The 26,500-nt window shown below is 61.5% G+C and carries 23 protein-coding genes and 1 pseudogene; 16 read left to right on the forward strand and 8 right to left on the reverse strand.

The genetic code is table 11. The features are described 5' to 3' along the window. The first annotated feature begins 51 nt into the window (after positions 1-51). From tagH to IVB32_RS17005, 7 genes are read left to right on the forward strand one after another with little or no spacing between them, the layout of a single operon-like run. Positions 52-618, forward strand: a complete 567-nt coding sequence (gene tagH, locus IVB32_RS16975) for a type VI secretion system-associated FHA domain protein TagH (protein ID WP_247410833.1) — start codon at positions 52-54, stop codon at positions 616-618. 48 nt (positions 619-666) lie between these two features. Next, positions 667-2,004, forward strand: coding sequence for a type VI secretion system baseplate subunit TssK (gene tssK, locus IVB32_RS16980; protein ID WP_018457628.1), 1,338 nt, complete (start codon positions 667-669; stop codon positions 2,002-2,004). Then, positions 2,001-3,527, forward strand: coding sequence for a type VI secretion system protein TssL, long form (gene tssL / locus IVB32_RS16985; protein ID WP_026233411.1), 1,527 nt, complete (start codon positions 2,001-2,003; stop codon positions 3,525-3,527). The genes tssK and tssL overlap by 4 nt, the downstream gene beginning before the upstream one ends. Positions 3,528-3,571: 44 nt before the next feature. Further along, positions 3,572-7,108: a type VI secretion system membrane subunit TssM gene (tssM, locus tag IVB32_RS16990; protein WP_247385933.1), complete on the forward strand. Its 3,537-nt coding sequence runs from the start codon at positions 3,572-3,574 to the stop codon at positions 7,106-7,108. Next, complete coding sequence (tagF, locus tag IVB32_RS16995; protein WP_018457625.1) at positions 7,105-7,806, forward strand: type VI secretion system-associated protein TagF; 702 nt, start codon at positions 7,105-7,107, stop codon at positions 7,804-7,806. The genes tssM and tagF overlap by 4 nt, the downstream gene beginning before the upstream one ends. A 6-nt stretch (positions 7,807-7,812) precedes the next feature. Further along, positions 7,813-8,589, forward strand: a complete 777-nt coding sequence (locus tag IVB32_RS17000; RefSeq protein ID WP_085348552.1) for a protein phosphatase 2C domain-containing protein — start codon at positions 7,813-7,815, stop codon at positions 8,587-8,589. After that, on the forward strand, positions 8,586-10,394 hold the full coding sequence (locus IVB32_RS17005) for a serine/threonine-protein kinase (protein ID WP_085396309.1): 1,809 nt from the start codon (positions 8,586-8,588) through the stop codon (positions 10,392-10,394). The genes IVB32_RS17000 and IVB32_RS17005 overlap by 4 nt, the downstream gene beginning before the upstream one ends. Positions 10,395-10,403: 9 nt before the next feature. Here IVB32_RS17005 and IVB32_RS17010 read toward each other — a convergent pair whose 3' ends face one another. Further along, entirely contained in the window at positions 10,404-11,387 is a 984-nt protein-coding gene (locus IVB32_RS17010; protein WP_085383672.1) for a DUF4424 domain-containing protein, read from the reverse strand. Between the two features lie 98 nt (positions 11,388-11,485). Then, positions 11,486-12,046: a hypothetical protein gene (locus tag IVB32_RS17015; RefSeq protein WP_231191009.1), complete on the reverse strand. Its 561-nt coding sequence runs from the start codon at positions 12,044-12,046 to the stop codon at positions 11,486-11,488. Between IVB32_RS17015 and IVB32_RS17020 the strand changes: the two genes are divergently transcribed. The 3 genes from IVB32_RS17020 to IVB32_RS17030 all read left to right on the forward strand — a co-directional run bounded on the left by IVB32_RS17020 (position 12,045) and on the right by IVB32_RS17030 (position 16,157). Next, positions 12,045-13,655: a hypothetical protein gene (locus tag IVB32_RS17020; RefSeq protein ID WP_240543156.1), complete on the forward strand. Its 1,611-nt coding sequence runs from the start codon at positions 12,045-12,047 to the stop codon at positions 13,653-13,655. The genes IVB32_RS17015 and IVB32_RS17020 overlap by 2 nt on opposite strands. Before the next feature lie 57 nt (positions 13,656-13,712). Continuing rightward, positions 13,713-15,491, forward strand: coding sequence for a caspase family protein (locus IVB32_RS17025; protein WP_247362325.1), 1,779 nt, complete (start codon positions 13,713-13,715; stop codon positions 15,489-15,491). 123 nt (positions 15,492-15,614) lie between these two features. Then, positions 15,615-16,157 (forward strand): DUF4384 domain-containing protein, encoded by a 543-nt coding sequence (locus tag IVB32_RS17030; protein ID WP_240543158.1) that lies wholly within the window; start codon positions 15,615-15,617, stop codon positions 16,155-16,157. Positions 16,158-16,175: 18 nt separating this feature from the next. Here IVB32_RS17030 and IVB32_RS17035 read toward each other — a convergent pair whose 3' ends face one another. Together IVB32_RS17035 and IVB32_RS17040 are read right to left on the reverse strand one after the other, a co-directional pair. After that, the gene (locus IVB32_RS17035) at positions 16,176-17,162 is read right to left on the reverse strand and encodes a hypothetical protein (protein ID WP_026233408.1); all 987 of its coding nucleotides are present in this window, start codon (positions 17,160-17,162) and stop codon (positions 16,176-16,178) included. A 157-nt stretch (positions 17,163-17,319) separates the two neighbouring features. Continuing rightward, complete coding sequence (locus IVB32_RS17040; RefSeq protein WP_247362339.1) at positions 17,320-19,164, reverse strand: caspase family protein; 1,845 nt, start codon at positions 19,162-19,164, stop codon at positions 17,320-17,322. A 694-nt stretch (positions 19,165-19,858) separates the two neighbouring features. On the opposite strand from IVB32_RS17040, the gene IVB32_RS17045 reads away from it, so the two are divergent. Together IVB32_RS17045 and IVB32_RS17050 are read left to right on the forward strand one after the other, a co-directional pair. Continuing rightward, a complete protein-coding gene (locus tag IVB32_RS17045) occupies positions 19,859-20,431 on the forward strand; it encodes a hypothetical protein (protein WP_018457615.1) in 573 nt (190 codons plus the stop codon). A 644-nt stretch (positions 20,432-21,075) separates the two neighbouring features. After that, complete coding sequence (locus IVB32_RS17050; RefSeq protein ID WP_247335909.1) at positions 21,076-22,035, forward strand: OmpA family protein; 960 nt, start codon at positions 21,076-21,078, stop codon at positions 22,033-22,035. Positions 22,036-22,336: 301 nt separating this feature from the next. On the opposite strand, the gene IVB32_RS17055 is transcribed toward IVB32_RS17050, so the two are convergent. Both IVB32_RS17055 and IVB32_RS17060 read right to left on the reverse strand, forming a co-directional pair. Then, complete coding sequence (locus IVB32_RS17055; RefSeq protein ID WP_247335912.1) at positions 22,337-22,543, reverse strand: hypothetical protein; 207 nt, start codon at positions 22,541-22,543, stop codon at positions 22,337-22,339. 95 nt (positions 22,544-22,638) lie between these two features. Next, positions 22,639-23,502 carry a formate/nitrite transporter family protein gene (locus IVB32_RS17060; protein ID WP_247385937.1) on the reverse strand — a complete coding sequence of 288 codons (864 nt, stop codon included), beginning with the start codon at positions 23,500-23,502 and terminating at the stop codon, positions 22,639-22,641. Positions 23,503-23,697: 195 nt separating this feature from the next. Here IVB32_RS17060 and IVB32_RS17065 point away from each other — a divergent pair, with 195 nt between their 5' ends. From IVB32_RS17065 to IVB32_RS17080, 4 genes are read left to right on the forward strand one after another with little or no spacing between them, the layout of a single operon-like run. Next, the gene (locus IVB32_RS17065) at positions 23,698-24,150 is read left to right on the forward strand and encodes a DUF2231 domain-containing protein (RefSeq protein ID WP_085357988.1); all 453 of its coding nucleotides are present in this window, start codon (positions 23,698-23,700) and stop codon (positions 24,148-24,150) included. Then, on the forward strand, positions 24,147-25,481 hold the full coding sequence (locus IVB32_RS17070; RefSeq protein WP_247385939.1) for a sorbosone dehydrogenase family protein: 1,335 nt from the start codon (positions 24,147-24,149) through the stop codon (positions 25,479-25,481). Before IVB32_RS17065 ends, IVB32_RS17070 begins: the two co-directional genes overlap by 4 nt. Before the next feature lie 22 nt (positions 25,482-25,503). Continuing rightward, positions 25,504-25,707, forward strand: coding sequence for a hypothetical protein (locus IVB32_RS17075; RefSeq protein ID WP_007611681.1), 204 nt, complete (start codon positions 25,504-25,506; stop codon positions 25,705-25,707). Positions 25,708-25,745: 38 nt separating this feature from the next. Continuing rightward, positions 25,746-25,916, forward strand: a complete 171-nt coding sequence (locus tag IVB32_RS17080) for a hypothetical protein (protein WP_166520788.1) — start codon at positions 25,746-25,748, stop codon at positions 25,914-25,916. A 54-nt stretch (positions 25,917-25,970) separates the two neighbouring features. Here IVB32_RS17080 and IVB32_RS17085 read toward each other — a convergent pair whose 3' ends face one another. Further along, the gene (locus IVB32_RS17085) at positions 25,971-26,354 is read right to left on the reverse strand and encodes a type II toxin-antitoxin system VapC family toxin (protein WP_085351261.1); all 384 of its coding nucleotides are present in this window, start codon (positions 26,352-26,354) and stop codon (positions 25,971-25,973) included. Continuing rightward, positions 26,351-26,500, reverse strand: a pseudogene (locus IVB32_RS17090) (type II toxin-antitoxin system prevent-host-death family antitoxin); the annotation flags it as partial. The pseudogene IVB32_RS17090 and the gene IVB32_RS17085, both read right to left, overlap by 4 nt.

The raw sequence follows: 26,500 nt of genomic DNA on the forward strand, positions 1-26,500 counted from the left end.
GAGCGACCTGTCGCGGCCAAGCCAGTCGGTGGTACCGAGTTCGCGCGACTGGTGGCGCGCGCTGCGGGATTGCCGGAGAATTTCTTCGCCAGCAAGTCCGATGCCGAACTCGCCGAACAGCTTGGCATCATCTTGCGTATGACCGTGGACAATCTGATGGCGCTGCTGCAAGCGCGAACCCAAGCCAAGCAGCTGACCCGTAGCACCAGCCAGACCACCGTCCAAGCCCTCGAAAATAATCCGCTGAAATTCTCGCCGACCTCGGAGGAAGCGATGCGCATTCTCTTTGGGCCGCCGACACGCAGCTATCTCGATGCACAGCGCGCCTTTGCACAGGGCTTCAGTGATCTCAAGTCACATCAGTTGAGAACCTATATGGCGATGCAGCACGCTGTCCATGAGCTGATTGCGGGCATAGATCCGACGCTGATGGCGCGCGAGCTCGAGCTTCAGCGTGGCGCAAGCTCCTGGCTCGGCACGAACAAGGGCAAACTCTGGGACGAGTTCTTGACGCGCTGGAAAGCGCATCTTGGCCGCGACAACAACGCCCCGATCGAAACCTTTATGTTGCTTTTCTCGAACTATTACGACCGCGGTGATAAGCCCGGCTCAAAGTAAACTCTCGGCGACCACGAGGTTGCCTACAATTTCTAAGTGGATATAGGAATGTCTTGGTACAGCAAGGTCTTCTGGTCGGAAGGTTTGTTTCTGCGGCCGCATCATCTGCAGCAGAACGACCGCTACATCGAACACTTGCTGGAAAAGCGCGTTCGCTACACGACACCATACCCTTGGGGCTTTGCCGAGCTAGAGATCGATAGGGATCTTACCGAACAGAGCAAATTCGCGGTGCGCAGTGCGTCCGGCCTCATGCCGGACGGTACGCCGTTCGATATCCCTGCGGACAGCCCAATACCCGAATCGATCGAGGTGCCGGAGACGGCTGCAGGCCAGATCGTCTGGCTGATGATGCCGGTCGCGGCGCCAAACACCCGCGAGGTTGACGAGGACCGCACCGACAGCGCCAGTCGTTATGTTCGCACTTCGGAAACCTTCATCGACTCGACCTCGGCGCTCCGCATCGAGGAAGAGATCGACATCGCTTATCCGCGCCTGTCTTTCGAACTGCGCAAGACGAGCAAGCCCGGATACATGGGCCTGGGCATCGCGCGCATTCTGGAGGTGCGCGACAAGAACATCCTGTTCGACGACAAGTTCGTGCCGCCGATGCTGGTCTGCGCCGCGCATCCGATCATCGATGGCTGGCTCAACCGCATCATCGGCTGGGTTGAGACTAAACTCGACGAGTTGGCGCGTTACGCCGTCGATCCGTCATCCGGTGGTGGGTTGCAGAGCGTCGACTATCTGGTCCTGCAAGTGCTGAACCGTACCATTCCCGTGCTGACTCATTTCCAGCGCTCCGGCAGCGTTCACCCGGAGCGCCTGTACGAGGAATTGCTGAGGTTCGCGGGTGAACTTGCGACGTTTTCCACGGCGGAACGGCGGGCGCGCAACTATCCGGCGTACAATCACGACGATCTCGAGAACGTCTTCACACCCTTGGTGAGCGACATCCAGGACTTCTTGAGCGCGCGGCTGGGTCGGCGGGCGATCCGCCTGGAGATCATCGAGCGCGCACAGAATGCGTTCGTATCGCCGATCCGCGATCGAGCGCTATTCCGAAATGCGACCCTGGTGCTGGAAGTTGCCGCACGGCGGCCGCTTGTGGAGATCCAGAACGATTTCCCGCACCTGTTCAAGGTCGGGCCGAACACAAAGATGAACGAGATCGTGCACGCAAACCTGCCGGGCCTCACGTTGGCGCATTTGCCGACGCCGCCGCCGCATATCCGGGCCATCACGGATCACGTCTATTTCTATCTCGACCGCAAGTCACCGCTGTGGCCCGAGTTCAGTACGGCTGCGTCGATCGGAATGCATTTTTCCGGCGACTGGCCCGAGCTTGAGCTGTATCTTTGGGCTATCCTGGAAGACAGGCCATGAGCGACAAGGACAAGCCGGTCAATCCTTTCGGGCGGGGCGAACGGACGATCATCCGTCCCAACCCCGGCGGAAAGTTGCCGCCGGCGCCGATCTCTCAACCTCCGCCGGGCGGCGGGCCCGCAGCACGCCCAGCCTATTCGCCATCACCCGTACCCTCTCCCGGCACGCCGGCCCCACCACCATCCTTTTCGCCCGTTCCACAGGGCTCGAACTACGCCTCCGCGCCGGCCAGCCATCCAGCCGAGGAATGGATCTCGACACCCGCGCAAGGCCAGGTGCCGCAACCCTTGATGCCGCCAGGGCCGCCGTTGCGCGTTGACGATCTGGTCGCGCCAAATGCCAATCCGGTGATGCGCGCTGCGGGCCCGTTGCTGCAACTGCTCGGTCGGTTGCGTGTGGCGCTCATGCGAGCGTCATTCGCCAGCCTGATGGAGCAGGTCGCAGACGCGATCAAATTCTTTGAGAAGGACATCCGTTCAGCGGGCATTTCCGAGCACCAGGCCAACACAGCAAAATACATCCTGTGTGCCACTGCTGACGATATCGTGCAGCACATCCCAACCGAAGAGCGTCACGTCTGGACGCAATATTCGATGCTGAGCCGGTTCTTCGGCGAGCGTGTCGGCGGCGTCCGATTCTTTGAGATCCTCGACCATTTGAAGGTTGATCCACTGGTCAACTATCCGGTCCTCGAACTTCAGCACGCCTGCCTTGCGCTTGGTTTTCAGGGCATCCACCGGACGTCAGGGGGCGGACTTGCGAACCTGCAACTGATCCAGCGCAACCTCTATGAATTGCTGCGCCGGGTCAGACCGAAAACGATGAGCGACCTGTCGCCCAACTGGCGCGGGCAGGCGCTGGCGGGGCGCCGGCAGCGTCTGCGTGTTCCGGTCTGGCTCGTGGCAGCCGTGGTCGCCGCGCTGCTGACCGGGTCGTATTTCGTTCTGCGGACGCTCCTCGCTGGACGGGCAGAGAATGCTGCTGAGGTGGCGCTCGCGCTCCATCCGGCCGGTCCGATCGAACTCAAGCGTCAGGTCGTTGCACCACCCCCACCGCCGCCGCCTCCGCCGCCGCCGGATCGCATTACCCAGTTGCAACGCATCCGCAATGCGCTCGCGAAGGAGAACACCGCCTGCGCCATGACGGCGGACCAGACCCCCAGCTTCATCGTGATCAGGGTCTGCGACCTGGCCTTGTTTGCGTCGGGCCAAGCGACCATCCTCGACGGCTTTAAGCCGATCGCTCTCCGCGTCGCAGCAACCCTCGACAAGGAGCCGGGACGGATCCGGGTCGTCGGCCATACTGACAGTTCGCCGATCCGCACAGTCCGCTTCCCGACCAATTTCGAGTTGTCGGTCGAGCGCGCCAAGGCGGTTGCCGCGGCACTGAAACCTGGCTTGAACGATGGTTCGCGCGTCGACGTCGAGGGCAAAGGAGCAGATGCGCCGATTGCCAGCAACACAACGCCCGAGGGACGTGCCAAGAACCGGCGCGTCGAGATCTTTATCGAACGCAGCGAATAGGCACACACCGCCGGATCAGGTGGTTTTGCGACGGGTACGGTTAGATGCTTGCCAAGGACATTCTTCGCATCGTTCTCTACGGGGTCGGGCTCAGCTCGCTCGGAGCGGTGATCTATTTCGCCGGTCCCTTCATCGCATTCGGCGATTGGCGGCCGCTGGAGAACCATATCGTCCGGCAGATCGCTATTCTGCTGCTCACCACGGCCGTGGCAGGCATCGTTGGCCTCAATCTGTTCAAGCGGCGCAAGGGTGCCAAGGAGATTGCCGATGGTATCGCTGGTGCAGACCAGCCCGTCAGCGATGAACCAGTGCTCAAGGAGCGCATGAAGGATGCGCTCGCGACGCTGAAGACCGCCAGCGGCAACAAGTCGGGCTATCTCTACGATCTCCCCTGGTACGTCATCATCGGTCCGCCCGGCGCCGGCAAGACGACGGCGCTTGTCAATTCCGGGCTCAAATTTCCGCTCGCGCGCGGGGCAACGCCCGCGGCGATCGCAGGGGTCGGCGGTACCCGCTACTGCGATTGGTGGTTTACAGAGGAGGCGGTGCTGATCGATACCGCCGGCCGCTACACCACCCAGGACTCCAACAGCAAGGCCGACAAGGACAGCTGGCTGGCGTTCCTGGACATCCTGAAGAAAAGCCGGTCGCGCCAACCGATCAACGGCGTTCTTGTCGCCATCAGTATCGAAGACATCCTGACGCTGCCGAAGCAGGAGCTCGCACTTCATGCCGATGCCATCAGGATGCGCCTGCTCGAGCTGCATCAGAGACTCAAGGTCAGCTTCCCAGTCTACGCGCTATTTACCAAAGCGGATCTCGTTGCCGGCTTCACCGAGTATTTCGCTTATCTCGGGGAGGCCGGCCGCCGTCAAGTCTGGGGTGCCACGTTCCAGACCGCCGACAAGACCCAGAATCTGGTTGGGCAGATCCCGTTCGAGTTCGACCGTCTGCTGGAGCGCCTGAGCGAAGAGACGCTCGACCGTCTGCAGGACGAGCCGACGCCCCAGCACCGCGTGCAATTGTTCGGTTTTCCGGCACAGATGGCGCGGCTCAAGCCTCAGATCCACGATTTCCTCAACCTGATCTTCGAGCCGACGCGCTATCACGTGAACGCGAACCTGCGCGGATTCTACTTTACTTCGGGTACGCAGCAGGGCACGCCGATCGATCAATTGATCGGGTCGCTGGCGCGCACGTTCGGCGCTGAGGAAGTCGGTTCCGGATCCTATTCGGGCACGGGCAAGAGCTTCTTCCTTGCCGATCTGATTTCCAAGGTCATCATCGGCGAGGCCGACTGGGTCTCGACTGACCGTGCCGCGGTGCGCCGCGCGCTGGTCCTGAAGACCGCAGCCCTGTCATTGATCGGTCTGGTCTCGATCGGGCTGATCGCAGCTTGGCTGGTGAGCTACAAGCGGAACGCCGATTTGATCGAGCAAAGCCTGCAGGCGGATAGCGAGTATGCAACCGCCGGCGCGGCACTTATCAAGCAGACGTTGATTGCCGATCATGATCTCGACAAGGTGCTGCCGCTACTCTACCGGCTTCGCAACGCCCCGGCGGGCTACGGATCGCGCGGCGAATCGGTGCCTCTGTCGGCTCGCTACGGGCTCAGTCAGCGCGCCCGGCTGCTGTCGCCCTCGAAAGCGGCCTATCACACCGCGCTTGAACGCATGTTCCGACCGCGCCTGCTGTATCGCCTGGAAGAGCAGCTCAATGCGCGCATAAACGAGCCTGCCTTCGTCTATGAGGCGCTCAAGGTCTATCTGATGATCGGTGGCCTGCAGTCGCCGGATCGCGAGTTGATCCGCTCCTGGATGCAACGTGACTGGGTGGATAATCTCTATCCTGGCGCCACCAACGCAGAAGGGCGGCGTCTGCTCGACGAGAACCTCGTGGCAATGTTCGACCTCGAGACCGAACAGCCGCCCTTGGTCGAACTCGACGGCCGGTTGATCAAGCAGGCCCAGAACTCCTTGGCGCGCCTGAGCGTGTCGCAACGAGCGTACGAGTTTCTGAAATCGGAGGCTCGCGCGTCGATCGCCGGCGACTGGATCGCCAGCCGCCATGGCGGACCCGACATGGGTGTCGTGTTCGAAACCACGACCGGGCAGCCTTTGGACGCCGTGCGGGTACCTGAGTTCTTCACGTATAACGGCTTCCATCAGAAGTTCGTCGCCCGGCTGTCCGGATTGTCTGAGCGGATGAAGCGGGAGCGATGGGTTTTGGGGGATGCCGGCCAGCAGTCGGCCATCAACCAGCAGTACGACAATCTGGCCGGCGATCTGCTCAGCATCTATTCAAACGATTTCGTGACGACCTGGCGAACGGCGCTCGGGAGCCTGCGCCTGAAGAAGCTGCTCGCCGACAAACCGAAATATGAGGTGCTTCGGGCGCTTTCGGCGCCGACCTCGCCGATGCGGCAAATTCTGGAGTCGGTGCGCGACGAGACGGTGCTGACCAAGGAACGGGCGAAGAGCGCTTCGGCGCCAGCTGCCGCATCGGCGCCAGCACTCTTCACGAATGCTCAGGATGGACCGCCTGGCACGATGATCGAAGCACAGTTCAAGCCTTACCACGCAGCGCTCGAAGGCGAGAGCACCCGCCGGCCAATCGACTCGACCGTCGCGAACCTGAACGACATCGCGCAGAACCTGACGCTGATCATCGAGAATCCCCAACTGACCGCACAAGCCACAGCTGCGCTCCAGAACCAGGTCGCAGCGCTCCGCAACAACGCCTCGCGCATGCCGTCGCCATTCTCCGATATGTTGCGAGCAGCAGCCGCGGAGTTCGAAGGTAGCATCGCGGCTTCAACCGCCGGACAAATCCTGCAAACGTTGCGCGATCAGGTCACGCCGGTCTGCCAACAGACCGTGACTAACCGCTACCCGTTTATCCGCGGCAGCGGCCAGGAAGTTCCGCTCGCGGATTTTGCCAAATTGTTCAGTCCGAATGGCGTTATGGACAGGTTCTTCACCCAGTACCTGGCACCTTATGCCGACACGTCGCGGTCGGACTGGGCTTGGCGAAAGGAGAGCCCCGTTGGTCGGTCGTTCTCGCCCGAGACGCTCAAACAATTCCAGAACGCGGCTTATATCCGGGATGCGTTCTTCCAGACGGGCGGCGGTGTGCCCGCCGTTTCATTCGCGATCCGACCCCCTGGGGCACCGGGACCAGGCGTGACAGTTAAGACCGAGATCGGTGGCACCACAATTGCGAGCCCAACCATTCCCGGATCGGCCCCTCCGTCCTTGTTCGGCGGGCCGCAACCTACGCCACCGCCACCGCCACAGCCGCAGACCAACTCGCCGACTACTATCCTATGGCCGGGCCCAGCGCCGCGAACGGCAATTTCAGTCAGTAACGATACCGGCCCGCCATCCGTGCTTGAGCGCATTGGTCCCTGGTCGTTGTTTCGGATGTTGGAGGCGGGCTCGTTAGTGGTGAAAGCGGAAACCGCCAGCGCGAGTTTCATCGTCGCCGGGCGCGAGCTCAACTATCAAATTTCGACCGGATCGTTGCGCAACCCGCTGAACCTGTCAGTGCTGCGCGAGTTTCGTTGCCCGACCGGGATATGACCATGCGTTGCGGGATATTCGGCAAAATCGGTGCGAAGCGCGATTTCATCGCGATCGCGACCCCGCGCAGCTTCCTGGAAGCCTGGGAGCCGTGGGTACAGGCTGCGCTGTCAGCAAGTCGCCACCAGCTTGGCCCAGGATGGCAACAGGCCTTTCTGACCGCGCCGGTCTGGCGGTTTTGGCTCGGCGCCGCGATCTGCGGCACGACAGTGGCGGGTGCGATCATGCCCTCGCTCGATGGGGTGGGGCGATACTATCCCTTGACCCTGCATGCGGTGACCGGCGAGGCCGTCTCGCTGCCGCCGCCGAGCATTGATCCGCAGGACGAATGGTTCGGGCAAGTGGAGGCGTTCCTGCTTTCGACCCTGGATCGGGCCGCAACCTTCGAGCAGATCTCCGATGCATTGGATCGGCTTTCGGTGCCACGACTGCAGGAGACCATCACCGGCGATCCGCCGGTCACGTCGCTTGGTACTGCGGCAATGGGGAGGGCTTCGGCGGTCGAAGCCTTCGCGGCGTCGTTTGCAGCACTTTGCGCTGCCAACCCACAGGTCTACGCCGCGGCTAGCTTCTGGTGGACCGCCGGAGGAGAAGGCTTCCCGCCAATGGCGCTGAGTTGTCGCGGATTGCCAGATCCGTTTCACTACGTCACGCTGCTGACCGGTGATCTCGGACCCGCGGCATCCGGGAATGGATGACGCGCGATGGTGCATATTCCGTCCTTGTTCGATGTTGGCAGCGTCACCCATGCCGGACGCGTGCGGGAGCGGAACGAGGATTCATGTTTGGTACGAACCGACGTTGGTCTGTGGGCGGTCGCCGACGGCATGGGGGGGCACGAGGCCGGTGATCTCGCCAGTCGCATCGTAGTGCAGTCGCTCGACGCTATCGCCACACCAGAATCAGCCGCAGACCTGCTGGCGGAATGCGAGGAGCGGCTTTTCAGCGCAAACCAGCAGATACTGGCGCTTAGTCATGAACGACAGGGTGCCACCGTCGGGACCACAGCGGCGGTTCTGCTCGTTCGCGATAACTACTATGCCTGCATATGGGCGGGTGACAGCCGGGTCTACCTTATTAGTCGCGGCGCAATTCGCCAGGTCTCGCATGATCACAGCGAACTGGAGGAGCTGATCGCAAAAGGTGCGCTGTCGCGCGAAGACGTGAATGATTGGCCGAGCAATGCCATTACGCGTGCCGTCGGTGTCGCCGATGATCCGGAATTCGAGGTGGTGACAGGCCCGGCCGAGCCAGAAGATATCTTCGTGATCTGCAGCGATGGCCTGACCAGGCACGTGCAGGACGACGAGATCCTGCAGCACGCGGCTACGCGACGCGCCCAGGCGGCTTGCGATGACATGCTCGCGCTGGCTCTTGATCGTGGCGGGCTTGACAATTTGACGATTGTGATCGTGCGACTACTGACGCCACGATCTCAGGGGACGACAAGATCTCCGCTCAATCGGGAGCCGCAACCATGAGTCCGAGCGATCCGTTCCGATCGTCCTATCACGGCGTGCCGCCCGGCACCCGTCTCAATGGCATTTACGAGGTCGAAGCGGTGATCGGCGCGGGCGGCATGGGTGAGGTCTACAAATGCCGTGAGATCCAGACTGGATCGCCTATTGCGGTGAAAATGCTACTGCCCGACGTGGTTGATAACGAGGCCGCGCTCGCGCTGTTCCGTCGAGAGGCCGCGGCACTCCACAATCTTCCGCACGACGCGATCGTTCGCTACTTCCTGTTTACCGTCGAGCCGGTGCTGCAGCGACCTTATCTCGCGATGGAGTTCGTGAATGGCCGCTCGCTCTCGAACATGCTCGATGATGGGCCGTTGACCTTCGAGGCGCTGATCAGGCTGAGGCAGCGTGTCGCATTGGGACTGGAGGCCGCACATGAGCACGGCATCATCCATCGCGACGTGTCTCCGGACAACATCATCATTCCGCTCGACGACGTCAGTCGGGCCAAGATCATCGACTTCGGCATCGCTCGGTCGACCCAAATGGGCGACAAAACCATCATCGGCTCGGGCTTCGCCGGCAAGGACAACTACGCATCGCCGGAGCAAGTAGGGTTGTACGGCAATGACGTGACTGCGAAATCCGATGTCTACAGCCTCGGTCTTGTGCTGTTCCATGCGCTGACCGGACAGAAACTCGACATGGGCGGCAGCCAATTTCAACTGGTGGAGAAGCGCCGGCGTGTGCCCGATCTCGGTGGTGTGGATATGCGCATCCGACCTTTGCTGGAGCGGATGCTGCAGCCTGATCCGGCATTGCGCCCCACTATGGGGGAGGTCGCCAGCTGGACGCCAACCGGTTCCGCCCAGACGCCGGCCGCGCCGTTATATGGCTTCGATCCGCTGCGGCGGCCGGAAAGCGCGTCGCCGGCGCCGCAGGACAGGATGCCGGAGATCGCGCGGAGTCCGCGCCGCCTCTGGCTGGGGGCGGGCGCCGCGGCATTGTTGCTGCTGGTCGGCGGTGGTGGATATGCCTTCTACAAGCTGGTTTGGTCAGCGCCAAGCACCGCGGTCTTGTCGCCACCCCCGAAACTCGCCGGCGCAATGGCGCCGCCGAAGGTCGAGCCCGCTGGACCACAGCCCGGACCCCAAGAGCCGGAGAAGTTGCCCGCGCAGCCGACGGCGACGCAGTCTCCGGCACTCGATGGGCCAGGGCGCGCCGAGCGCATCCGCAAATACGTGGCCCAATATTCCGGCGGTGACTGCTTCTTCGTGTTGCCGATTGCCGTGAGCCCAAATGCCGCTGTCATCGAAGGGTTCGGTGCCTCGACCGTCCCATTCGACACGTTCGACAAAGCGTTTCGGCGTGAGCAGGGTTTCGAGGCTTCGATCGGCGTCAGGCAAGTGACCCAGGCGCAATGCCCAGCCGTCAAGTTCTTGAGTCAGGTCGGGAGCGATCAGGCGCGAATGCCACGCATCACCTTGTCAGCGACAGAGCTGAAGGGCGGTGAAACCCTCAATGGGACCATCGAGAACTTTGCCAACCGCGTGGTGGAGCTCCTGATGGTATCTGATCGCGGCGAAGTTCAGAGCCTGTCTTATCTTCTGAAGCCGGGCATCGACTCACTTTCGTTTACGCTCCCGACAGCGCGCGCGAGCGGTCCGCAACTGCTATTGGTCGTGGCGGTCCCGCAGGTTCTCGACTCGTTGCGCCAGCCGCGACCGATCGCCGCCGACACGTTCTTCCTGCAGGCGCTAAGCGAGGCTCAGCGCAATAAGATGACTGTCATCGCGGCCGTGCGCTACGTGCTGCTCACCAATTGACCGGCACGCTCAGAATGTTCCGATCACCAGGATTTTCAGGTCGGCATCCGGCTTGAAGTCGCTTGCCGTATATTCAAGCGTGTTTCCAGTAGCGGACGATGCCTTTAGCCGCCCAGGACAGAAGCTCACCAAGCGGTCGCTGCCGCCTGGGTCGATAGTCAGCTTGAATGACCGGATCGGCCCAGCCCAATTCGCGCCGGTCTTGAGCACGTACGATATGCGCCGCTCCTGGAGATTTGCGCCGTTGGTCTGGTTATTGCCCGTGCGCTTGTCGAGCTCGGCAAGGAACGTATCCTGGATGCAGTATTCTTTCCGGTAACGCGCAACTTCCTGACCGAGTGCGCTGCTGCGGCGCAGGCTCGAGCGCAGAATGGTGTCAGGACTGGAGCCGACGCTCGGCCGGTACTGGTGTTCGACCGTGACGCTGCGCACGGGCGGAAACAACTGCTGGCGCACAGCCGAGGTCTTGACGGTCCACCCCGGCGCATATTGCTGGCGACCGTTGTCGCTCATTCCGGCAGGCATCAGAAGTCCGTCGTCCACAAGCCGGGTCCGGGTCGCCGCGGGCAGGTCGGTCACCCGGATCTCGCGGCCACCAATCGGCAGCAGCGGCAACTTGAGTTCGCGGAGCAGGGCACTGACATCCCTGTTGCCAACCATGGCGCGCTGATCGACGGTCAGCGGCGCCAGGTTGCCATCGACCTTGGTCTCGAATTCGACGAAGTTGATCGGATCACTTGACGGCAATGCAACATTCTCAGCCTCCGACAGGTCGATGTCGGGCAGCGGAAAGGCAACATTAAGCGTGACCGGCTTGGCGGTGAGGTTGGCGAATTGGTAGCGAACGCTGATTCTGTCGAGCGTGATACGAAGGTTCTCGCTCTCCATGGCCACGTCATTGGTGCGTACGAACTGGAGCCCACCGATCGACAATTCCGCAGCCGAGTCGTTGGCGCGTGCCGGCCAGCCTGTCGCAACGAGCAGCGCGACCATCAGGGCCCGTATAAGGAACGACAGTCGGGCGGAGGGTCCGTTCGGCAAGCTAGTCTGTATGCGGCGTCGCAGCATTTGCCGGCTCCATCCGATGCGGGTCAATCGATCGGTTGATAAAGATCGCCCCACTCGGGCTTCCAGACCCCGTCTGGATCGCACACCACGAGCGCGAGCTTGACGTCGTTAGCCAGCCGGATCGCGCCGCGAAAAGCATCCTGAGCCGGCAATTGCGCGCTGACCTGGTCGGTGGTCAGCCGCCCTTGGCTCGCGGCGGCAGGCAGCACGATCGCTCCGGAGGCACCGTCACTGTCGCGTTTCAGGAGCAGCGTGACCGCGTCGGGCTGGACTTCGTTCACTTGCTCAAATCTATTCCGGGCCATGGTTTTCCTCGGCAAGCTGAAGAAATTTCGGACTATCACCGTCCAGTGATAGAATTGAACGCGATTGAGATTGCTCACCACTAATTGACGCGCGGCATCAACGGCATCTCGGATTAGTCGATCCGACGCGGCGATCGGTTCGGGGTACATTGAGGCGAATATGCTTCGTCCAAAACATTGGATCTGGGTCTTCATCGTTAGCGCGGGCATTTTCGGAACCAAGGCGCACGCCGACGATACTGTCGTACGCAGCTTTACCGGCGGTTCGGCTGCTTCCATGGTCGGCATAGTCCCGGCCAGCGAGGACGTGGAACTCGCGGGACCGCAAGCACTCAGCGCCGACGGGCAGGGCAACCTGTTTTTGCTCGATCAGATCAACGGTCGCATCATCCAGTTTGACCCGAAACAGCCAAACTCCGATCCCGACGTCCTCAAGATGCCGAAAGACGTCCAGCCGACCGATCTCGTCGTCCATGACGACGACATAATGGTTTGGGACGGTGGCGTACGGACGCTGAAGGCGGCGCCGGGGCAATCCACGCGCGGACTCGGCGGTGACGTGATCCAGCTTGAGGAGGTCTCGAGCCGTGGAGCAGACGACCAGGTTGCCGTCTCCGCTTTCGCCCAGATGGGATCGCAGGCACCCGGCAGCGCGGCGGACCTGCTCGATCAGAACACCCGCGCGGCCATCATCAGGACGACCCGGCAGCCTGACCGGCAATACGTGGCTTCTCGAAGCAAGGGCTCGGTGATCGCCGACATCATTCCGGACAAGGGCAATGCCAGCGTCCGGGTCGAGATCCAGACCATGGTCACCAACGAAACCATCGGCCAACTCGGCCTGCGCGTGCGCAACCAGCTCGGCACGGTGGAGTTTCTCGAGATCGACAACAGCGACCGCTTCTACGTGCTGGCCGAGGACGTTCCGCCATCAGGAAAGAACGCCTCCACGTTCGTCGCACGCTATGCCGCGAACGGGCGTCTCGAGGGAATCTATGAGCTTCCTCTGGAAAATACGCCGCTGACCAGACGGTTCGTCACGGTGTCGGGCAGTGGCGATGTCTATTTCCTGCGAACCAAGCCGGACGGTATCGAAGTGATTGGCGTCGGGTTCCGACCTCTGACCAATGCCTCGATTATCGACGTGCGGCCGTCGCGAACGACGACGGCGCCGGCACCACAATCCGGCGTCAAATTTGACGCTTCGGCCGCCGTGAGGCCGTCCAATCGCCAGCAGGCGATCGAGACCGCGTTTGCGTTCGAGGGTATCCAGTGGAAGCTGACGCAGGCGAACTACGGCAACGATCCCGACAGCCAATGCAGCGGCTTCAGCCGTGTTCGTCGGCCGTGGTATCTGCAGGGAAAAGTGAACCAGGAGGTGCGCGGCGTACCGTATTGCTGGGGCTGCCACGGTTCGCTCGCGAACTTCCGGCAGCGGATCGAGAGCGGAACGCTGGCTGGCAATGTGTGCACCCGCAATGCGCCACGGCCCGATGTGGCGGGCGTCGACTGTTCGGCATTCGTCAGCGCCGCGTGGGGGCTCTCCGTCCACTATACGACTGCAGCTATCCCCGCGATCGCTGCGCCCGTGGCAAATCCTTGGGACCTGAGGCCCGGCGATGCGCTGAACAAGCCAGGCTCGCATGTGATGCTGTTCCTGCGGTTCACGCCTGATCGCAAGGCCGAGGTGATGGAATCCTCGACCGGTGGCTGCAACGGCCGCGTCTGTCGCAACGTCTATCCATTGGCGAGCTTGCTCGCGCGCGGCTATGTTCCGGTCCGCTTTCGAGCGTTCGCGGATGATCAGACGACGGTTTCAGCGGGCGCCTATCAGGAGCAGACTGAACAACCGCCGGCGGGCCGCAAAACGGCAGGCAAAAGGCGCTGAACCCAGTGTGTCGCCAGAGCTACAAAATGGGTAGGCATGATGTCGAGGTGGATCACGATGCGGATGCCCAGAGGACTTGACTGCGGGATCGGGCGGCTGTGCGCCACCATCGGGCTCGCCGCGTTGATCGGACTGACAATCCCGCGGGCGCATGCGGCAGGAGATTTGTCGCTCAGCAATCCAGATGGGGCGGCGGTGCGTGCGCTCGTGATCGGGATCGACGACTACCAGCACGTGCGCAAATTGAAGGGTGCGGTCGCTGACGCTACGGACATCGTGACCAGCCTTAAATCCATGGGGGTTGGCGACGTCGTCGAACTGACTAACGCGCAGGCCGACAGGGCAGGCGTCCTGCGCGAGATCAGTGCACTGGTGGAGCGGACCAAGAACAACGACCTCATCTTTCTGTCGATCGCCGGCCATGGCACCCAGGAGCCGGAGCGCGTCAAGGGCGCGGAGCCGGACGGGATGGAGAACGTGTTCCTGCTGCCAGGCTTTGAAACCACGCCAACCGGGTCCGTTGAGCGGGTTCTGGGCAGCGAGTTCAACCATTTCATACGGCAGTTCGAGCTGCGCGGAGCGAGGGTGATCTTCGTGGCTGACACCTGCCACGGTGGCGGTATGGTGCGCGACATCGATCCGCGTGCCGCTGAGATGAGCTTCCGGCAGGTCCCGCGCTACACGTTGCTGGTCGACGAACTGAAGCCGGTGTCGGACAGCAACGATCCGAAGTCTGAACTTGACCTTGACCACACGGCGTTTCTGGCCGCGGTGGACCGCTACACCAAAGCGCCGGAAGTCCGCATCCCTGGCATCGATGGCCTACGCGGGGCTCTCAGCTATGCGGTCGCGCGTGCGGTGGAAGGTAGCGCGGACATCAATCACGATGGGAAGGTGACGCTTAAGGAGCTTTTCAGCAACGTTCGGCAGGTGGTCTATCAGCTCTCGGACCAGCGCCAGAATATCGTGACTGTATCATCGCCAGCTCAGACGCCGGATACCGACGTCGCCTTCGGATTGACGCGCGGTGTCGTGCTGATTCAGGGGCCGGCCGCGAGAGCGGCCTCGGGTCAGGCCGGAGCCGGGGTGCCCGTCGATGGACAGGCGCCCGCACCGCCGGCTGTCACGGCCAAGGCTCCAACCATTCCGACCCTTGCGGGGGCGGCCAAGGAACTTCCGATCGCCGGCGCGCCGGGGCCTCTACGCCTCGTTGCACCAATCCGGCTGGCGGCGCTGGACGGCAAGACTAGCTATTTTGTAAGCGTGAAGCCAAAAGATGTTTCCGTGCAGGCTGTTCAACCGACGGACAATCCCGACCTGATATGGGATCCTGTGTCGCACGACGTGATCGCTTGGGGTGATGTGGTCGCCTACGGGATGGACGTTGCCAGCCTGCCGACGGTGATTGATAGGACTGCGGCAATTCGTGAACTCAAGCGCATTGCGACACGGTCGCCGCAGGTGATGCGTATTTGGCCAGACGATCGCCAACAACGTGCTGGCCAGACCATCGAAGTTGACCTATCTGATGTGGCATCAAGGGCGGTGCTGCTGTTCAATGTGTCCGGCGACGGCACCATCCAATTGTTGTATCCGGTGGGTGCTGATGCGGCGTTGGCCAGATCGGCGAGTTTGCGCCTACCGCTCAGGGTCGGCGAGCCGTTCGGTGCGGAACAGATCGTTGCGGTGACTTCGCAGCAACGCATGGTCGAGCTTGAGACAGCCCTAGTACAGTTCAACCGGCGTCGCGCCTCGGGGCAGGTGATCAAGAGTCTCGAGCGTTACTTGCCCGCGGACGCGCGAATCGCCTCGATCGGCTTCTTCAGTGCTCCCTGACTCTTAGGGGAGCACGCCATGCCGTCATCGCAGTCGATCCGCCGCAAGCGAGCATGGTTCGCATTCCTGCTGCTACAGGCGGGCAGCGGACCTGCGTCCGCAGCACCGTTGCCGACGGGGGCGTTGCATATCGGCACGACGTACGTACCTTGGCTTTGGCCCGCACAAGCGGTGCGCAGGCAGACCAATACCGCGAGTGTGTCCCTTCAGATCCTCCCGAGTCAGACCGTCAACGTCGGCGCCAAGGTCTCGTTCGGCGTCACCGCCAGGAGGCCTGGATATCTCATTCTGGTTGACGTCGACTCGGAAGGGCGGATGTCCCAGATCTTTCCGACCCCCGAGCTATTGGCGCAGTCGAACGAACGCGACATTAATCTCGTCAAGCCGGGTGTCGAATTTGTCGTCCCTGCTCCGGCGGCGCGGCAGCGTGGTTTTGAATATGTCGTCGCACCGCCGACGGGGTCCGCAGTGATGATCGCCATCCTGAGCGAGCTGCGCGTGCAATTGCTCGATTTGCCGGACATGCCTCGCAAGCTGGAAGGTCAGGCGGACGCGTTGAGCTATCTATCGGCCTGGACCAGTGAGCTGCGCGTGCCGGACAACAGCAGCGGAAAGCTTGTGACGAACAATTGGTCGTTCGACGTCAAATCCTATTCCATCAAGTGAGTCCTGTGAGGCTTGGGGCTATAGCTTGCTCAGTCGGCTGAAGAAGCCACCGCGGGCGATCATGTAATGAATGTCCTTTGGAAAGGGAAAAGCACTGCGAATGTTGGAAATCGCGTGCTGGAGGAATTCCCCGTCCAGCGGCGCAGGCTTATGCCGCGGTTGGTCCGCGACCTGCGGTATCATGAAGCGATCCACGAAAGCCGCGTCAAGATCGTTGACCCTGACCATCTGTCCAAATGCCGGGAACAGGTCGTAATGACCCAAGCTTACGTTGAGATTCTTGAGGGCAGGGCGCTGAGGCTGGGTTTGATTGCCATCGGCCGTCGCCAGCCCGCGCCCGATCAGGTCCAGCTTCACCGATTGCGGGAGAGTTGACGGACCATACACGATCTCGAGGGCGTGGCCGCTCTGCCCAGATAGCCACTGGTACCAAAAGGTCGCATCGTCGGGCCGCGCATTGGCACCGTAAAGGCAATCAAATCCCCAACAAGCCGTCAGCTTCCCCTGATACTTTCCGAGGCTCCCGACGAGATTGCGCATGCCGTTACCACCGCCGGAGTGGCATGCGATGATGAGCTTGCCGATCTGGAGCTGAGGAATGGACGTCGAGGAGATACCCAGGAACCTGGCCAGAGCTCCAAGGATCTCCTCGAGATAGCGTTCACCCCAGTTCGCGGTGGCCAGGTCGGACACGCTGTAGTTTCCGGCAAAGGTGTTGCCCACAGCATATTCGTAGCCCAGGAAGGGCGCGATGAGCACCACGTCCTTGCCGGAATCCCGGACCTGTTCGCGCAGCCGCGCTGGATCGTTGTGGAAAAGGAATTCATGGTTTTTGACGTAGAAGCCGTGAAGCCAGATCACGACATCGAACTTCGTGGCGGCTGTTGGGTGCTTTGGCGGAAGATAAACCGCCGTTGGTTTCATGCCGGGCGCCTGCCGCTTCGTGAAGAGCGTCACCCCAGGAAAGGCGTTGGCGTCCTTTTGCTCAAGCTCACACGCAACCACGCAGGTCGCTCCGATTCGGCCACATCAGGCTTGGGACTCTGACGTTAGCTCGGCCACTTGCCATGCTTGCGATCCTAAATCCACCGGGCCTGATGGCTCCGACGCGCCGTGACAACTCGGCGCCGTGCCAGCGCGCAGTTGTGTAGGAGCGGTGAGGCTAATGGCATACCTCGACATTGGCCTCGTTGCCTGGCCCGCCACCGCCGCGATATTCGAGATGGCAGCCGCGCTGGACCGGACGGCAGCTGCTGGCGTTGCATATGATCTGAGGACTGGCCGTCGCATGGCCCACCGCAGCGCCATAGCCGCCTGCGCTCGCCTGCGCCCGCTGACGCAATGGCCGATCCTGCCGCTGACTGTCATTGCTCTTGGCGGCATTGACGGGCCTGGCGCGCTGTTTCTCGCATTCATTGTCGTCGTTGAGGAACGAGCCCCTTGCACAGGAGATTCTGCTGCAGTGGTCGCCGGCAGCCTTGTAGCCATGATCACAGATCAGGGGACAGACGCGGGACGGCTTGAGCTTGATTGCGTCAAGCGCGTCGAGACTTGCGAGCTTGGCGTCAAATTTGGTTCCCGCGTGCTGGTTGAAGAGAGCCAAGGAGCGCTGGGAGGCTGCATTCCATTGGCCATCTACGCTACCGGTGAAGCAGCCGACGCGGTTCAATTCGCTTTGTACGGATTTGGTGATATCGGCTTTTGCGATATCGGTCTGGCGCGGCTCGGCGCTGAGTGCGGCAAGCTTTGGCGGCGTATTGTCGTCAGCCAGCGCAGCGACTGTAGGATTGTCCGCGAAGGCACTCCCAACAGCCGGCTTATTCCCGGAGAGAGCCGCAACGATTGTAGATTCGGACGCAATTCGTTTCCGTTCTGCCTCGGTGGCCTGCTCCTGCGCGGCCTGCTTCGCCTTCTCGGCGGCAATTCGGGCGTCTTCCGCAGCCTTCAGATCCGCGGCCGCCTTCTCTTGGTCGGCACGCTGGGCGCCCTGCGACATCAGCCGAGTTTTCTGCTGTTCCGCCTGCTGCGCCTTCGCTGTTGCCGCGACGCGTGCGTCCTCAGCATCGAGCTGATTAAGCTGCAGCTTGGCAAGATTTGCGTAGTATCCGTCCGGATGCTGGTTCAGGAACGCGTCCAGAGCGGGCTTGTTGCGTAGTTGCAAGGCCAATTCGTAATCACGACGAATTTCTGCCTGGGGGTTGGCTGCTTGCACCGGCTCATCAGCCTTGGCAGCGGGAACAAGTGCAACGTCTTCGCCGCCCAGCGAGCCGTAGACATAGGGCTCCTGTCGGTTGCCGGTGGCTTGCAAGACATCATCGCGGACGAAGCCGAAGGCCCTACGCAAGTCGAGCCCCGGCTTTGCGATGTACTTTACGAGAGCCGTCGCATACGGACTATTCTTGCTGTTGCCATCGAGGGCGGTTAGTCCGGCTTTCGCGGCAAACGCGATCAGCGTGTTGGAGACGGCGGGTTCGACCCTGGCCAGCCCGCGGCTGATTGATCGAGAGGCAACTGTACGCTTCATCGAATCGGCAAACGGATTGTTGCGGCACGCGTCGACGATCACCACGCGCAACTGTCTCGCAGGCTCGATTGCCAGCAGGACGCGGTCGAGTGAGAATGCTTCGTCATAAATATCAGTGTCACGTTCGAGTCTGGCGTCGGTCGGGATCAGATAGTTTGTCCCGTCGATCTCGATGCCGTGGCCAGCATAGTACACCAGGGCTATGTCCGCATTGCGCGCCTGATCGGCGAATTCTCTCAGGGCCCGCCGCATATCGGTCGCGGCGAGGTTGAGCCTTGAGTCAACCACATCGAAACCTGCGCCCTTCAAGGTTTCAGTGATGGCGGCAGCGTCGTTGGCCGGGTTTGGGAGCAGAGGGGCATTCTGATAGTTGGCATTGCCAACCACCAAAGCCACGCGCTTTGTCGCCCAGGCTGGCTGGGCTGCCAGTAACAGCGAAGCGGCAAGAAGAAGCAAAACTCGAAGGTGCCTGTATAACCTCATGGCGAACACCCAACCTATGCTCATCGAATGATAACGTCGCGAAGATGGCCGCGTAAGGCATGATTACTGAATTCACACGCCACTGGCCGCTGGCCTATCTCCGTACAGTACCAGTTTCGAGCCCGATCCATTCCTATGTGTTGTCTGGCACTGCGCTCGCGTTCAAACGGCACGGAAGAAATCGCGGGCCGGCGCTGTGTGCCGTTTCATGAGGATGATGGGCACCCGCCAGTATCGATGTCTCGCGCTGGCGAATTAAGCTTTTGAAATTGTAGGATTATTGCACTTAAGGCGTGTTCGCGGCAGTGCAGCAGAGCCTCTGGCTTAGTTCAAACGAAGATTCCGCGGTCGGCAGATCGAGGGGACGTGAAGTCCAGGACGCCGGCTTGCGGGTCAATCTCTCGGTTACAGCTTGCGCGGAGGTCAGGAGCCCGTCAGTTCGGCTTTCCATGGTCCCCGGTGCTCGATCTTCAGGTTCCTGCCGGACGCTCGCCCCGGCAACTGCTCCTTCGCAATGAGGGAACCAGTCTCCGAGTCGCGAAGGCGGGCCTTGGTCGACCAGTCGATCGCGTCGGTGGCCGCTGCCGGAAGTCGTCAGTGCGCAAGTCGCCAGCCGACTTAATCAGAAAGCCCTGAATATAAGCCGCTCTATTTCGAACGATAGCGTACGGAGATACAATCGCAATTCCGAACTTTGGAGAAGTTGATGCCCATTCCGTTGAGGATTTACATCACGCCATTTGCCGATAGGGGGAGCGTTGAGCCCGGGCAATGGAGCAGCGAGACAGCCAAGAAGGCGCTCGACGTGGTCAATACGATCTGGTCAAAGGCCAAGATCGCGTTCGTGATCAGCGATTGCTTGATGGAGAAGCCGCTCGACATGGCAAAGAGCGCGCGCAGCAATGACCAGCGATTGCTGGGTGTTCTTGCCTCTCGGCACGATCCGGACAATGCCGTCCACATCTACCTCGTCAATTCGATTGAAAATCTGGCCGCCGGTGGAAGCTCATACCCCAATAGCCAACCGGAGCCGGCAAGCTTCGTCCAATGGTATGGCAATGACCACGCCAATGGACGCGCCTGGGCTCACGAGCTCGGCCATCTAATGAGCCTCGATCACGTCGAGATCGACTATTCCAATGAGAAGCAGGCGGCGCGGCGTGTCAAGAACCTCATGACGATAGGATTGAGCGTCGGTTCTGACCTGACGGGCCAGCAGATTGATGCAGCCAAGGGTTCAAAGCTGGTCAAGCGATTTGGCGGATAAGTCCGTGGCCGGCCGCAGAATTTGTCAGCTCCGTCGTTCTGCACGTTGCGCGCCTTCGTTCCTATTCGCGAGATCCTCGTCGCTCCAATCCAGGCGTTCGGCGCAAGAGTCCATGATTGCGATCACGCTGGTAACCACTTCTCCCGCTTTGGGAAAAGCCATCCGCGATTAATATGCAAATGACCCCAACGATGAGATCACCAACGACCATATCAAGTGCTTCCGGGATATTGCAGCTGCGCTAGACGACGCTTACCGTTTCGCTCTATTTTTGATGGGCGATCAGGCAGACGCAGAACAAGCCGGTAACCGTACTATCCAGATGCGCTGCCGATTTAACGTGGTTGGGTAGCGGCCCTCCAAGTCTAGGGCGATCGCGCGAAGTCGTCGTGCTGTACGAATTCCAGGGCCCGTCCTATCGCGACTCTCTTATATCGTAGCTGCTCCGATCGCGACAGTGATGTCGCGTATTGCACAAGCGCATACTCCTTCGGTGCCAGATCGAAATGGGAGCAAGGTCACAACCTTCGTTGCAGCTGTCGATTTGAACTTCTCTTTTCCTGCCTGCACTAAAACAAGGTGGTCCTGCGGCCGTCCGGACGATCACCGACGAGTTCCTATTTGTCGATTGCAGGTCGAAGAGAATGTTCCACAAAACCGGTCCGGGCAAGGTTGACGTCGATCTGGATTTTTCGGGAGTGGGGGTTTTGCACGCGCGGCTTTGGAATTTCGATTTCGATGACTTTGCCGGCTACCAGTTTCGGGGCTTGAAGACAGAGCACTTCGAATTTCTGAAGAACAAGGTGGTTCCCCTGGTGGAGCACGACGCTGGTCAGATCTGGATGACGGGATCCGCGAGCCGGATCGGTACGGCTGATTGGAATATGACGACATCAGCCAACCGCGCCATTACGGTCGCGCGGTCTCTGTCAGAGATGGGCATCCGCCCGGAGCAAATGCAGACGCACGCCATCGGCAATACGCAGACGGCAAATCACAGGCTGGACGAAGACAACGATAGATCAGTGGTCCTTTGGGTTCTGCCTAAGGTCTATTTCGAACCGATCATAAAGCCAGACTTGCCCCGACCCGTTCCGCCGAAGCCAAAGGTCAGTCGAAATTTCAAGATAGCCATGCTGCTTGAGGTCGACGGTTCGATCTCGTTTGCAGCGAGAGCGGCCATCAAGCGCATCGTGAAGGGCAGGGCCGGAGCCGGGATTGCGTTTGCCAGCGCGTTGTTCTCCATATGGGACACGGAAAACAATTTGAAGTGCACCTACGTCTATGCCGCGGTCGGCCTAGGCTTCGGCTTGACCCTTCCGAAGACCGGCGGCAGATCGGGGACTCTGCATGGCCCCTGGAATTCGTTTACGACCGAAAAGCCAATCTCCTGTTCGCAGTTCGGCAAGTCAATGCGCTTTACGACTATCGGGATAGGGGACTTAAGCAAGAACTGGATCTTGCTGGAAACGCCCAGAGGAGTGAAGGACGTCTACTTGAGCATCAGCACGGGCACGACCATCGGCGGCGGCGCGTCGACCTACCCAGCCCATTTGAGCGCTTTCGTCCCGCTAGAGCGACCGAAGCCGTTTGGCGGGCCTTGAGTGAATCGGCTCATCATAACCTTTAGCCGGCGTCGGCGAGGGGAGCTCCGGGTTGACCCGCCGTGGTGATCTCAATGGGTCAAAAAACGCCCAAAATGTCAGAACAGCCTTTGAAGACACTACAGTATTTCGAGACTGCCAAGCTGAATACAAGGGTTCGATTCCCTTCACCCGCTCCATCCCAACAATTGATGCATCTTGATTGACCGACTTTGACCGTCAAGTCGGTCCCAGTGACGGCTGGAGCTTGGAGCGGGCGGCCTTGCGATGACCGGGTGCGTTTCGGGTCGGCAGAGCGGCTCTATTCCTGTTTGCCGTCCTTCTCCTCGCGCTGCTTCCGGGCACGATCGACTGCGCCGCCCTGGGGCTGCCCGCTGACCTTCACGCCGGGGAGATGATCGACCTTGTTGTTGGCGGTATCTTCGGCACGCTGCAATTCACGATCGATGATGTCGCGTGATCCTTCGGCCGGGTCCTTGTCGAATGGGCTCTTGGTATCGGTGCTCATGATTGATCCTGCTCGTCGGCGCGCGTTGATTTGCCGAGGCAAGCTCGGCTCGGGCCCATCGTTCCTGTCGAGGCGGCAGCTTTTGTGCAGGCTCTTTACTCCCTGTGGTCGTCGATTTCGGGGGCGACCTGTCCGTAGTTCAGCAGGGCCACGAGGGTCGTTCCGCCCAGAATATTGCCGAGGAGTGTCGGTACGAAGAAGTCCGAGGCATATTGCGAGAGCGACGCCAGGCCGCTCTGCACCAGGAAGGCGCACTCGACCGAGCCCGCGATGATGTGCGCGAACTGGCCGAGCGCGACCACATAGGTCATCACGACGACGAGGTGCGGGCGCGATCCCTTCACGGCAGGCAGTAGCCACGCCATCAAGGCGATCAGCCAGCCGGCAAAGATCGCCCGGACAAGGGTCGTCGCGAACGTACCCTCGATGGTGTGGCGGCTGAGATCGACGAAGGCGCCCACGATGCGGGGTTCGAAGATGCTGGTGTGCGCGAGCACGGATCCAACGGCCCAGGTTCCTGCGATGTTGGAGGCGAGGACCAGGCCCCAAAGCTTGATCACGCTCCCAAGCGTGCCGAGATCCCTGTTGTGCAACAGCGGCAGGATCGGCGTCAGGGTGTTCTCGGTGAAGAGCTGCTGCCGTCCCAGCACCACGACCAGGAAACCGACCGTGTAGCCGAGCGGAGCCACCAGCCGTCGGGTGGCCTCGTCGGAAATCAGCGCGTGAAACTCGCCCTGGACAATCAGGGACAATCCCATCGAAAGGCCGGCGGCGAGGCCGGACAGCACGATGGCCCACCATCGCCGTTCCAGTTCCTGCTCACCCTCGGCGCGGATTGTCTCATGGATCAGCGCTGCGCTAGGCCGGCTCTGGGATTCGATCTGTTTCGTCTGGCGCCGCGAGACGCCGTCGAGCTTTGAGGCTGGATTGAAGGAGGCGCCGTCGCCAGGCTGGTCCACTCCGCGGTCTCCTGAAGGGCAGGTTCATCTCAATGCCGGGATCAAGGCTCGGAGCGGCAAGGGGTTCCTGGTAAGTGCTCGCACGCCGCAGCATTGTTGAGGCACAGCGGCGGCGCCGTGGTCGACCATCAGGAACCTTCGTGGAAAGCGGGTGTTTTCTACCGGGGCGGGTGGCGATCTGACAAGAGGCCAACCGTGCAAGACAATTTGCGTGTGCGCTCAACCGCGCAGATCGCGGGCCATCCGATTCATCCGATGCTGGTGCCGATACCGATCGCTTGTTTCATCGGAGCGCTGTTGACCGATATCGCCTATGTCGTCAGTGCCGAGATCATGTGGGCGGATTTTTCCGCCTGGCTTCTGGTCGTCGGCGTCATCTTCGGCGTACTGGCGGCGATCGCGGGCCTGACCGATTTTCTCGGCAACCGTCTGGTGCGGGCGCAACCGCCGGCCTGGCCGCATCTGATCGGCAACGCGGTGGCGTTGGTCCTGGCGATCGTCAATGCGTTGATCCATACGCGCGATGCCTGGACCTCGGTGTGGCCGACCGGGCTCATTCTTTCAGCCATCACCGTATTGATCCTGCCGGTCACCGGCTGGCTCGGCTGGGCGATGGTGTATCGCCACGGCGTAGGAGTTGCGCGATGAACTCCGCATTCGCTCGGGTGCTGTTGTGCGCCTCGCTGCTGTGTCTCGCCGGCTGCAATGACGGCAGTGGCGATCCGAAGGCGCAAACCGGCGCCAACCCGACGCTGCCCGACATCCAGCAATACCTGCTGCCGCCGATGCACATCGCCCGTATCGTCGGCTGGAAAAAGGACGAGACCCCGGCCGTCGCGCAGGGTTTGCAGGCCAAGGCCTTCGCGACCGGCTTGCAGCACCCCCGATTCCTCTACGTGCTGCCCAACGGCGACGTGCTGGTGGTGGAATCCAAGGCGCCGAAGGGCGCTCCGATCAAGCGGCCCAAGGAAATCGTGATGGGATACATCGAGTCCTGGGCGACATCCGGCGGCGAGACCGGCGCGAGCAACCGCATCACGCTGCTGCGCGACAGCAACGGCGACGGCGTGCCGGACGTGCAGAGCGTCTTCCTCGACCATCTCAACTCGCCGTTCGGCGTCGCGCTGGTCGGCAACGATCTCTATGTCGCCAACACCGATGCGATCGTCAGATATCCCTACACGGAGGGTGATACGAAGATCACCGCGCCGGGCACGGTGCTGACGCCGCTGCCGGGCGGACCGATCGATCATCACTGGACCAAGAGCCTGGTCGCGAGCCCCGACGGTTCAAAGCTCTATGCCGGCGTCGGCTCCAACAGCAACATCACCGAGAACGGCATGGAGGCCGAGCACAATCGCGCCGCGATCCTCGAGATCGACCGTGCCAGCGGCCGCTGGCGTATCTTCGCGAGCGGCTTGCGCAATCCGAACGGCCTCAGCTTCGAGCCGCAGACCGGGACGCTGTGGACGGTGGTGAACGAGCGCGACGAACTCGGTCCCGATCTCGTGCCGGACTACATGACGTCGGTGAGGGACGGCGGCTTCTATGGCTGGCCCTACAGCTATTACGGCCAGCACGTCGATCCTCGCGTCAAGCCGGAGCGTCCTGATCTCGTCGCCAAGGCGATCGTGCCTGACTATGCGCTGAGCTCGCATGTCGCGCCGCTCGGCATGGCCTTCAACACGAGCGCGAGTTTGCCGGCGGCCTATCGCGGCGGCGCCTTCGTCGGCGAGCACGGCAGTTGGAACAGGCAGGTCTTGAACGGCTACAAGGTGGTGTTCGTGCCGTTCACCGATGGCACGCCGAGCGGCCCGCCGCAGGACGTCGTCACCGGCTTCCTCAACAGCGACAACCAGGCGCGCGGGCGGCCCGTCGGCGTCGCCATCGACAAGACCGGCGCGCTGCTGGTCGCCGATGACAGCGGCAACACGGTGTGGCGGGTGACGGCGGCGCACCCGCAGCTCACGCAGCGATAGATAGATCTCGAGGAGTTACACCATGGGCCTTGCTCAATACACGATCGTGCCGGTGCAGGACGAATGGGGCGTGCTGCACGACGGCGACGTCAAGAACAGATACTCCACCAAGGAAGCGGCCTTCGAATCGGCGGTGGCTGCCGCCTCGCTGGCGCTTCGCGAGGGACACGAAGTCCATGTCAGCGTGCCCGGCCGCGAAGCCGGCGAGAACGCGCTGGGAATTTGATGGGACACTCCGAGCAGAACACACTTCAGGAGGCTGCGATGACCAAGCCCCGTGAACCGAACGGCATTGAACCCTCCCGCTCTGAAGACGACATTCAGCGAGACCAGCTCGGGCCGCGCGGCGTGCCGGGTGCGCCGGATCCGGCCAAGATGACACCCCAACGCGACAAGAAAACGCCGAAGCACGTCGATCCCGGTCACACGGCCTGACGGCTGCCCCGCGGCTTTTCTGTTCGGCCGGTAAGTCGGCGCCCGGCCGTCGACTTACGCCGCCGCAACGATATCCGTTTTGGCAAAGTCGTCGCCGACATAAAGAAGTGCGCAGCCATGCTCCTTGGCGACATCGTAGGCGAAGCAGTCACCAAAGTTGAGACCGGCAGGACGAATGCCTTTGCCCCAACGCGAGTAGATTTGCGCCACGCGTTCGGCCGAAGCTTGGGTCACCGAGATCACGTTCAAACCGAGATCGTTAATCAGCTTGTTCATCTCTTCGTCGACGCCCCGCCGTGCCGCGACGATCAGGCTTTCTGCAACGGAGGCCGCCGAGATCAGGATTTCGTCGGCGGTGTCCAGCGCGGTGATGCAAGCATCGGCTTGCGGTTCGTCGAGCACGATCGCCATCAGTGCGGAGGTATCGACTGCGATCATTCCGGCAGTCCGTCATCGCCGAAAAGAAAGTCCTGACTGCGCGCGGCGCTCGGTCCGGGAATAGCTTTGGCCCCGCCGGTCCTTCGCGCCGCCTCAAGCGCGGTCCGGCGGGTGGCGCGGTCCGGCGAAAGCTTGACCGGGACGAG

This window comes from Bradyrhizobium sp. 23 (assembly GCF_023073295.1).
GTDB lineage: Bacteria > Pseudomonadota > Alphaproteobacteria > Rhizobiales > Xanthobacteraceae > Bradyrhizobium > Bradyrhizobium canariense_D.

Bases quoted from the DNA above. Each gene is read 5' to 3' on its own strand.
- IVB32_RS17070 (WP_247385939.1), top strand. From the start codon at position 24,147: ATGAACTCCGCATTCGCTCGGGTGCTGTTGTGCGCCTCGCTGCTGTGT.
- IVB32_RS17055 (WP_247335912.1), bottom strand. From the start codon at position 22,543: ATGAGCACCGATACCAAGAGCCCATTCGACAAGGACCCGGCCGAAGGA.
- IVB32_RS17010 (WP_085383672.1), bottom strand. From the start codon at position 11,387: ATGGTCGCGCTGCTCGTTGCGACAGGCTGGCCGGCACGCGCCAACGAC.
- tagF (WP_018457625.1), top strand. From the start codon at position 7,105: ATGACCATGCGTTGCGGGATATTCGGCAAAATCGGTGCGAAGCGCGAT.
- IVB32_RS17025 (WP_247362325.1), top strand. From the start codon at position 13,713: ATGCGGATGCCCAGAGGACTTGACTGCGGGATCGGGCGGCTGTGCGCC.
- IVB32_RS17040 (WP_247362339.1), bottom strand. From the start codon at position 19,164: ATGAGGTTATACAGGCACCTTCGAGTTTTGCTTCTTCTTGCCGCTTCG.
- tssL (WP_026233411.1), top strand. From the start codon at position 2,001: ATGAGCGACAAGGACAAGCCGGTCAATCCTTTCGGGCGGGGCGAACGG.
- tssM (WP_247385933.1), top strand. From the start codon at position 3,572: ATGCTTGCCAAGGACATTCTTCGCATCGTTCTCTACGGGGTCGGGCTC.
- IVB32_RS17075 (WP_007611681.1), top strand. From the start codon at position 25,504: ATGGGCCTTGCTCAATACACGATCGTGCCGGTGCAGGACGAATGGGGC.
- IVB32_RS17000 (WP_085348552.1), top strand. From the start codon at position 7,813: ATGGTGCATATTCCGTCCTTGTTCGATGTTGGCAGCGTCACCCATGCC.
- IVB32_RS17050 (WP_247335909.1), top strand. From the start codon at position 21,076: ATGTTCCACAAAACCGGTCCGGGCAAGGTTGACGTCGATCTGGATTTT.
- tssK (WP_018457628.1), top strand. From the start codon at position 667: ATGTCTTGGTACAGCAAGGTCTTCTGGTCGGAAGGTTTGTTTCTGCGG.
- IVB32_RS17080 (WP_166520788.1), top strand. From the start codon at position 25,746: ATGACCAAGCCCCGTGAACCGAACGGCATTGAACCCTCCCGCTCTGAA.
- IVB32_RS17015 (WP_231191009.1), bottom strand. From the start codon at position 12,046: ATGGAAGCAGCCGAACCGCCGGTAAAGCTGCGTACGACAGTATCGTCG.
- IVB32_RS17085 (WP_085351261.1), bottom strand. From the start codon at position 26,354: ATGATCGCAGTCGATACCTCCGCACTGATGGCGATCGTGCTCGACGAA.
- IVB32_RS17005 (WP_085396309.1), top strand. From the start codon at position 8,586: ATGAGTCCGAGCGATCCGTTCCGATCGTCCTATCACGGCGTGCCGCCC.
- IVB32_RS17020 (WP_240543156.1), top strand. From the start codon at position 12,045: ATGGTCGGCATAGTCCCGGCCAGCGAGGACGTGGAACTCGCGGGACCG.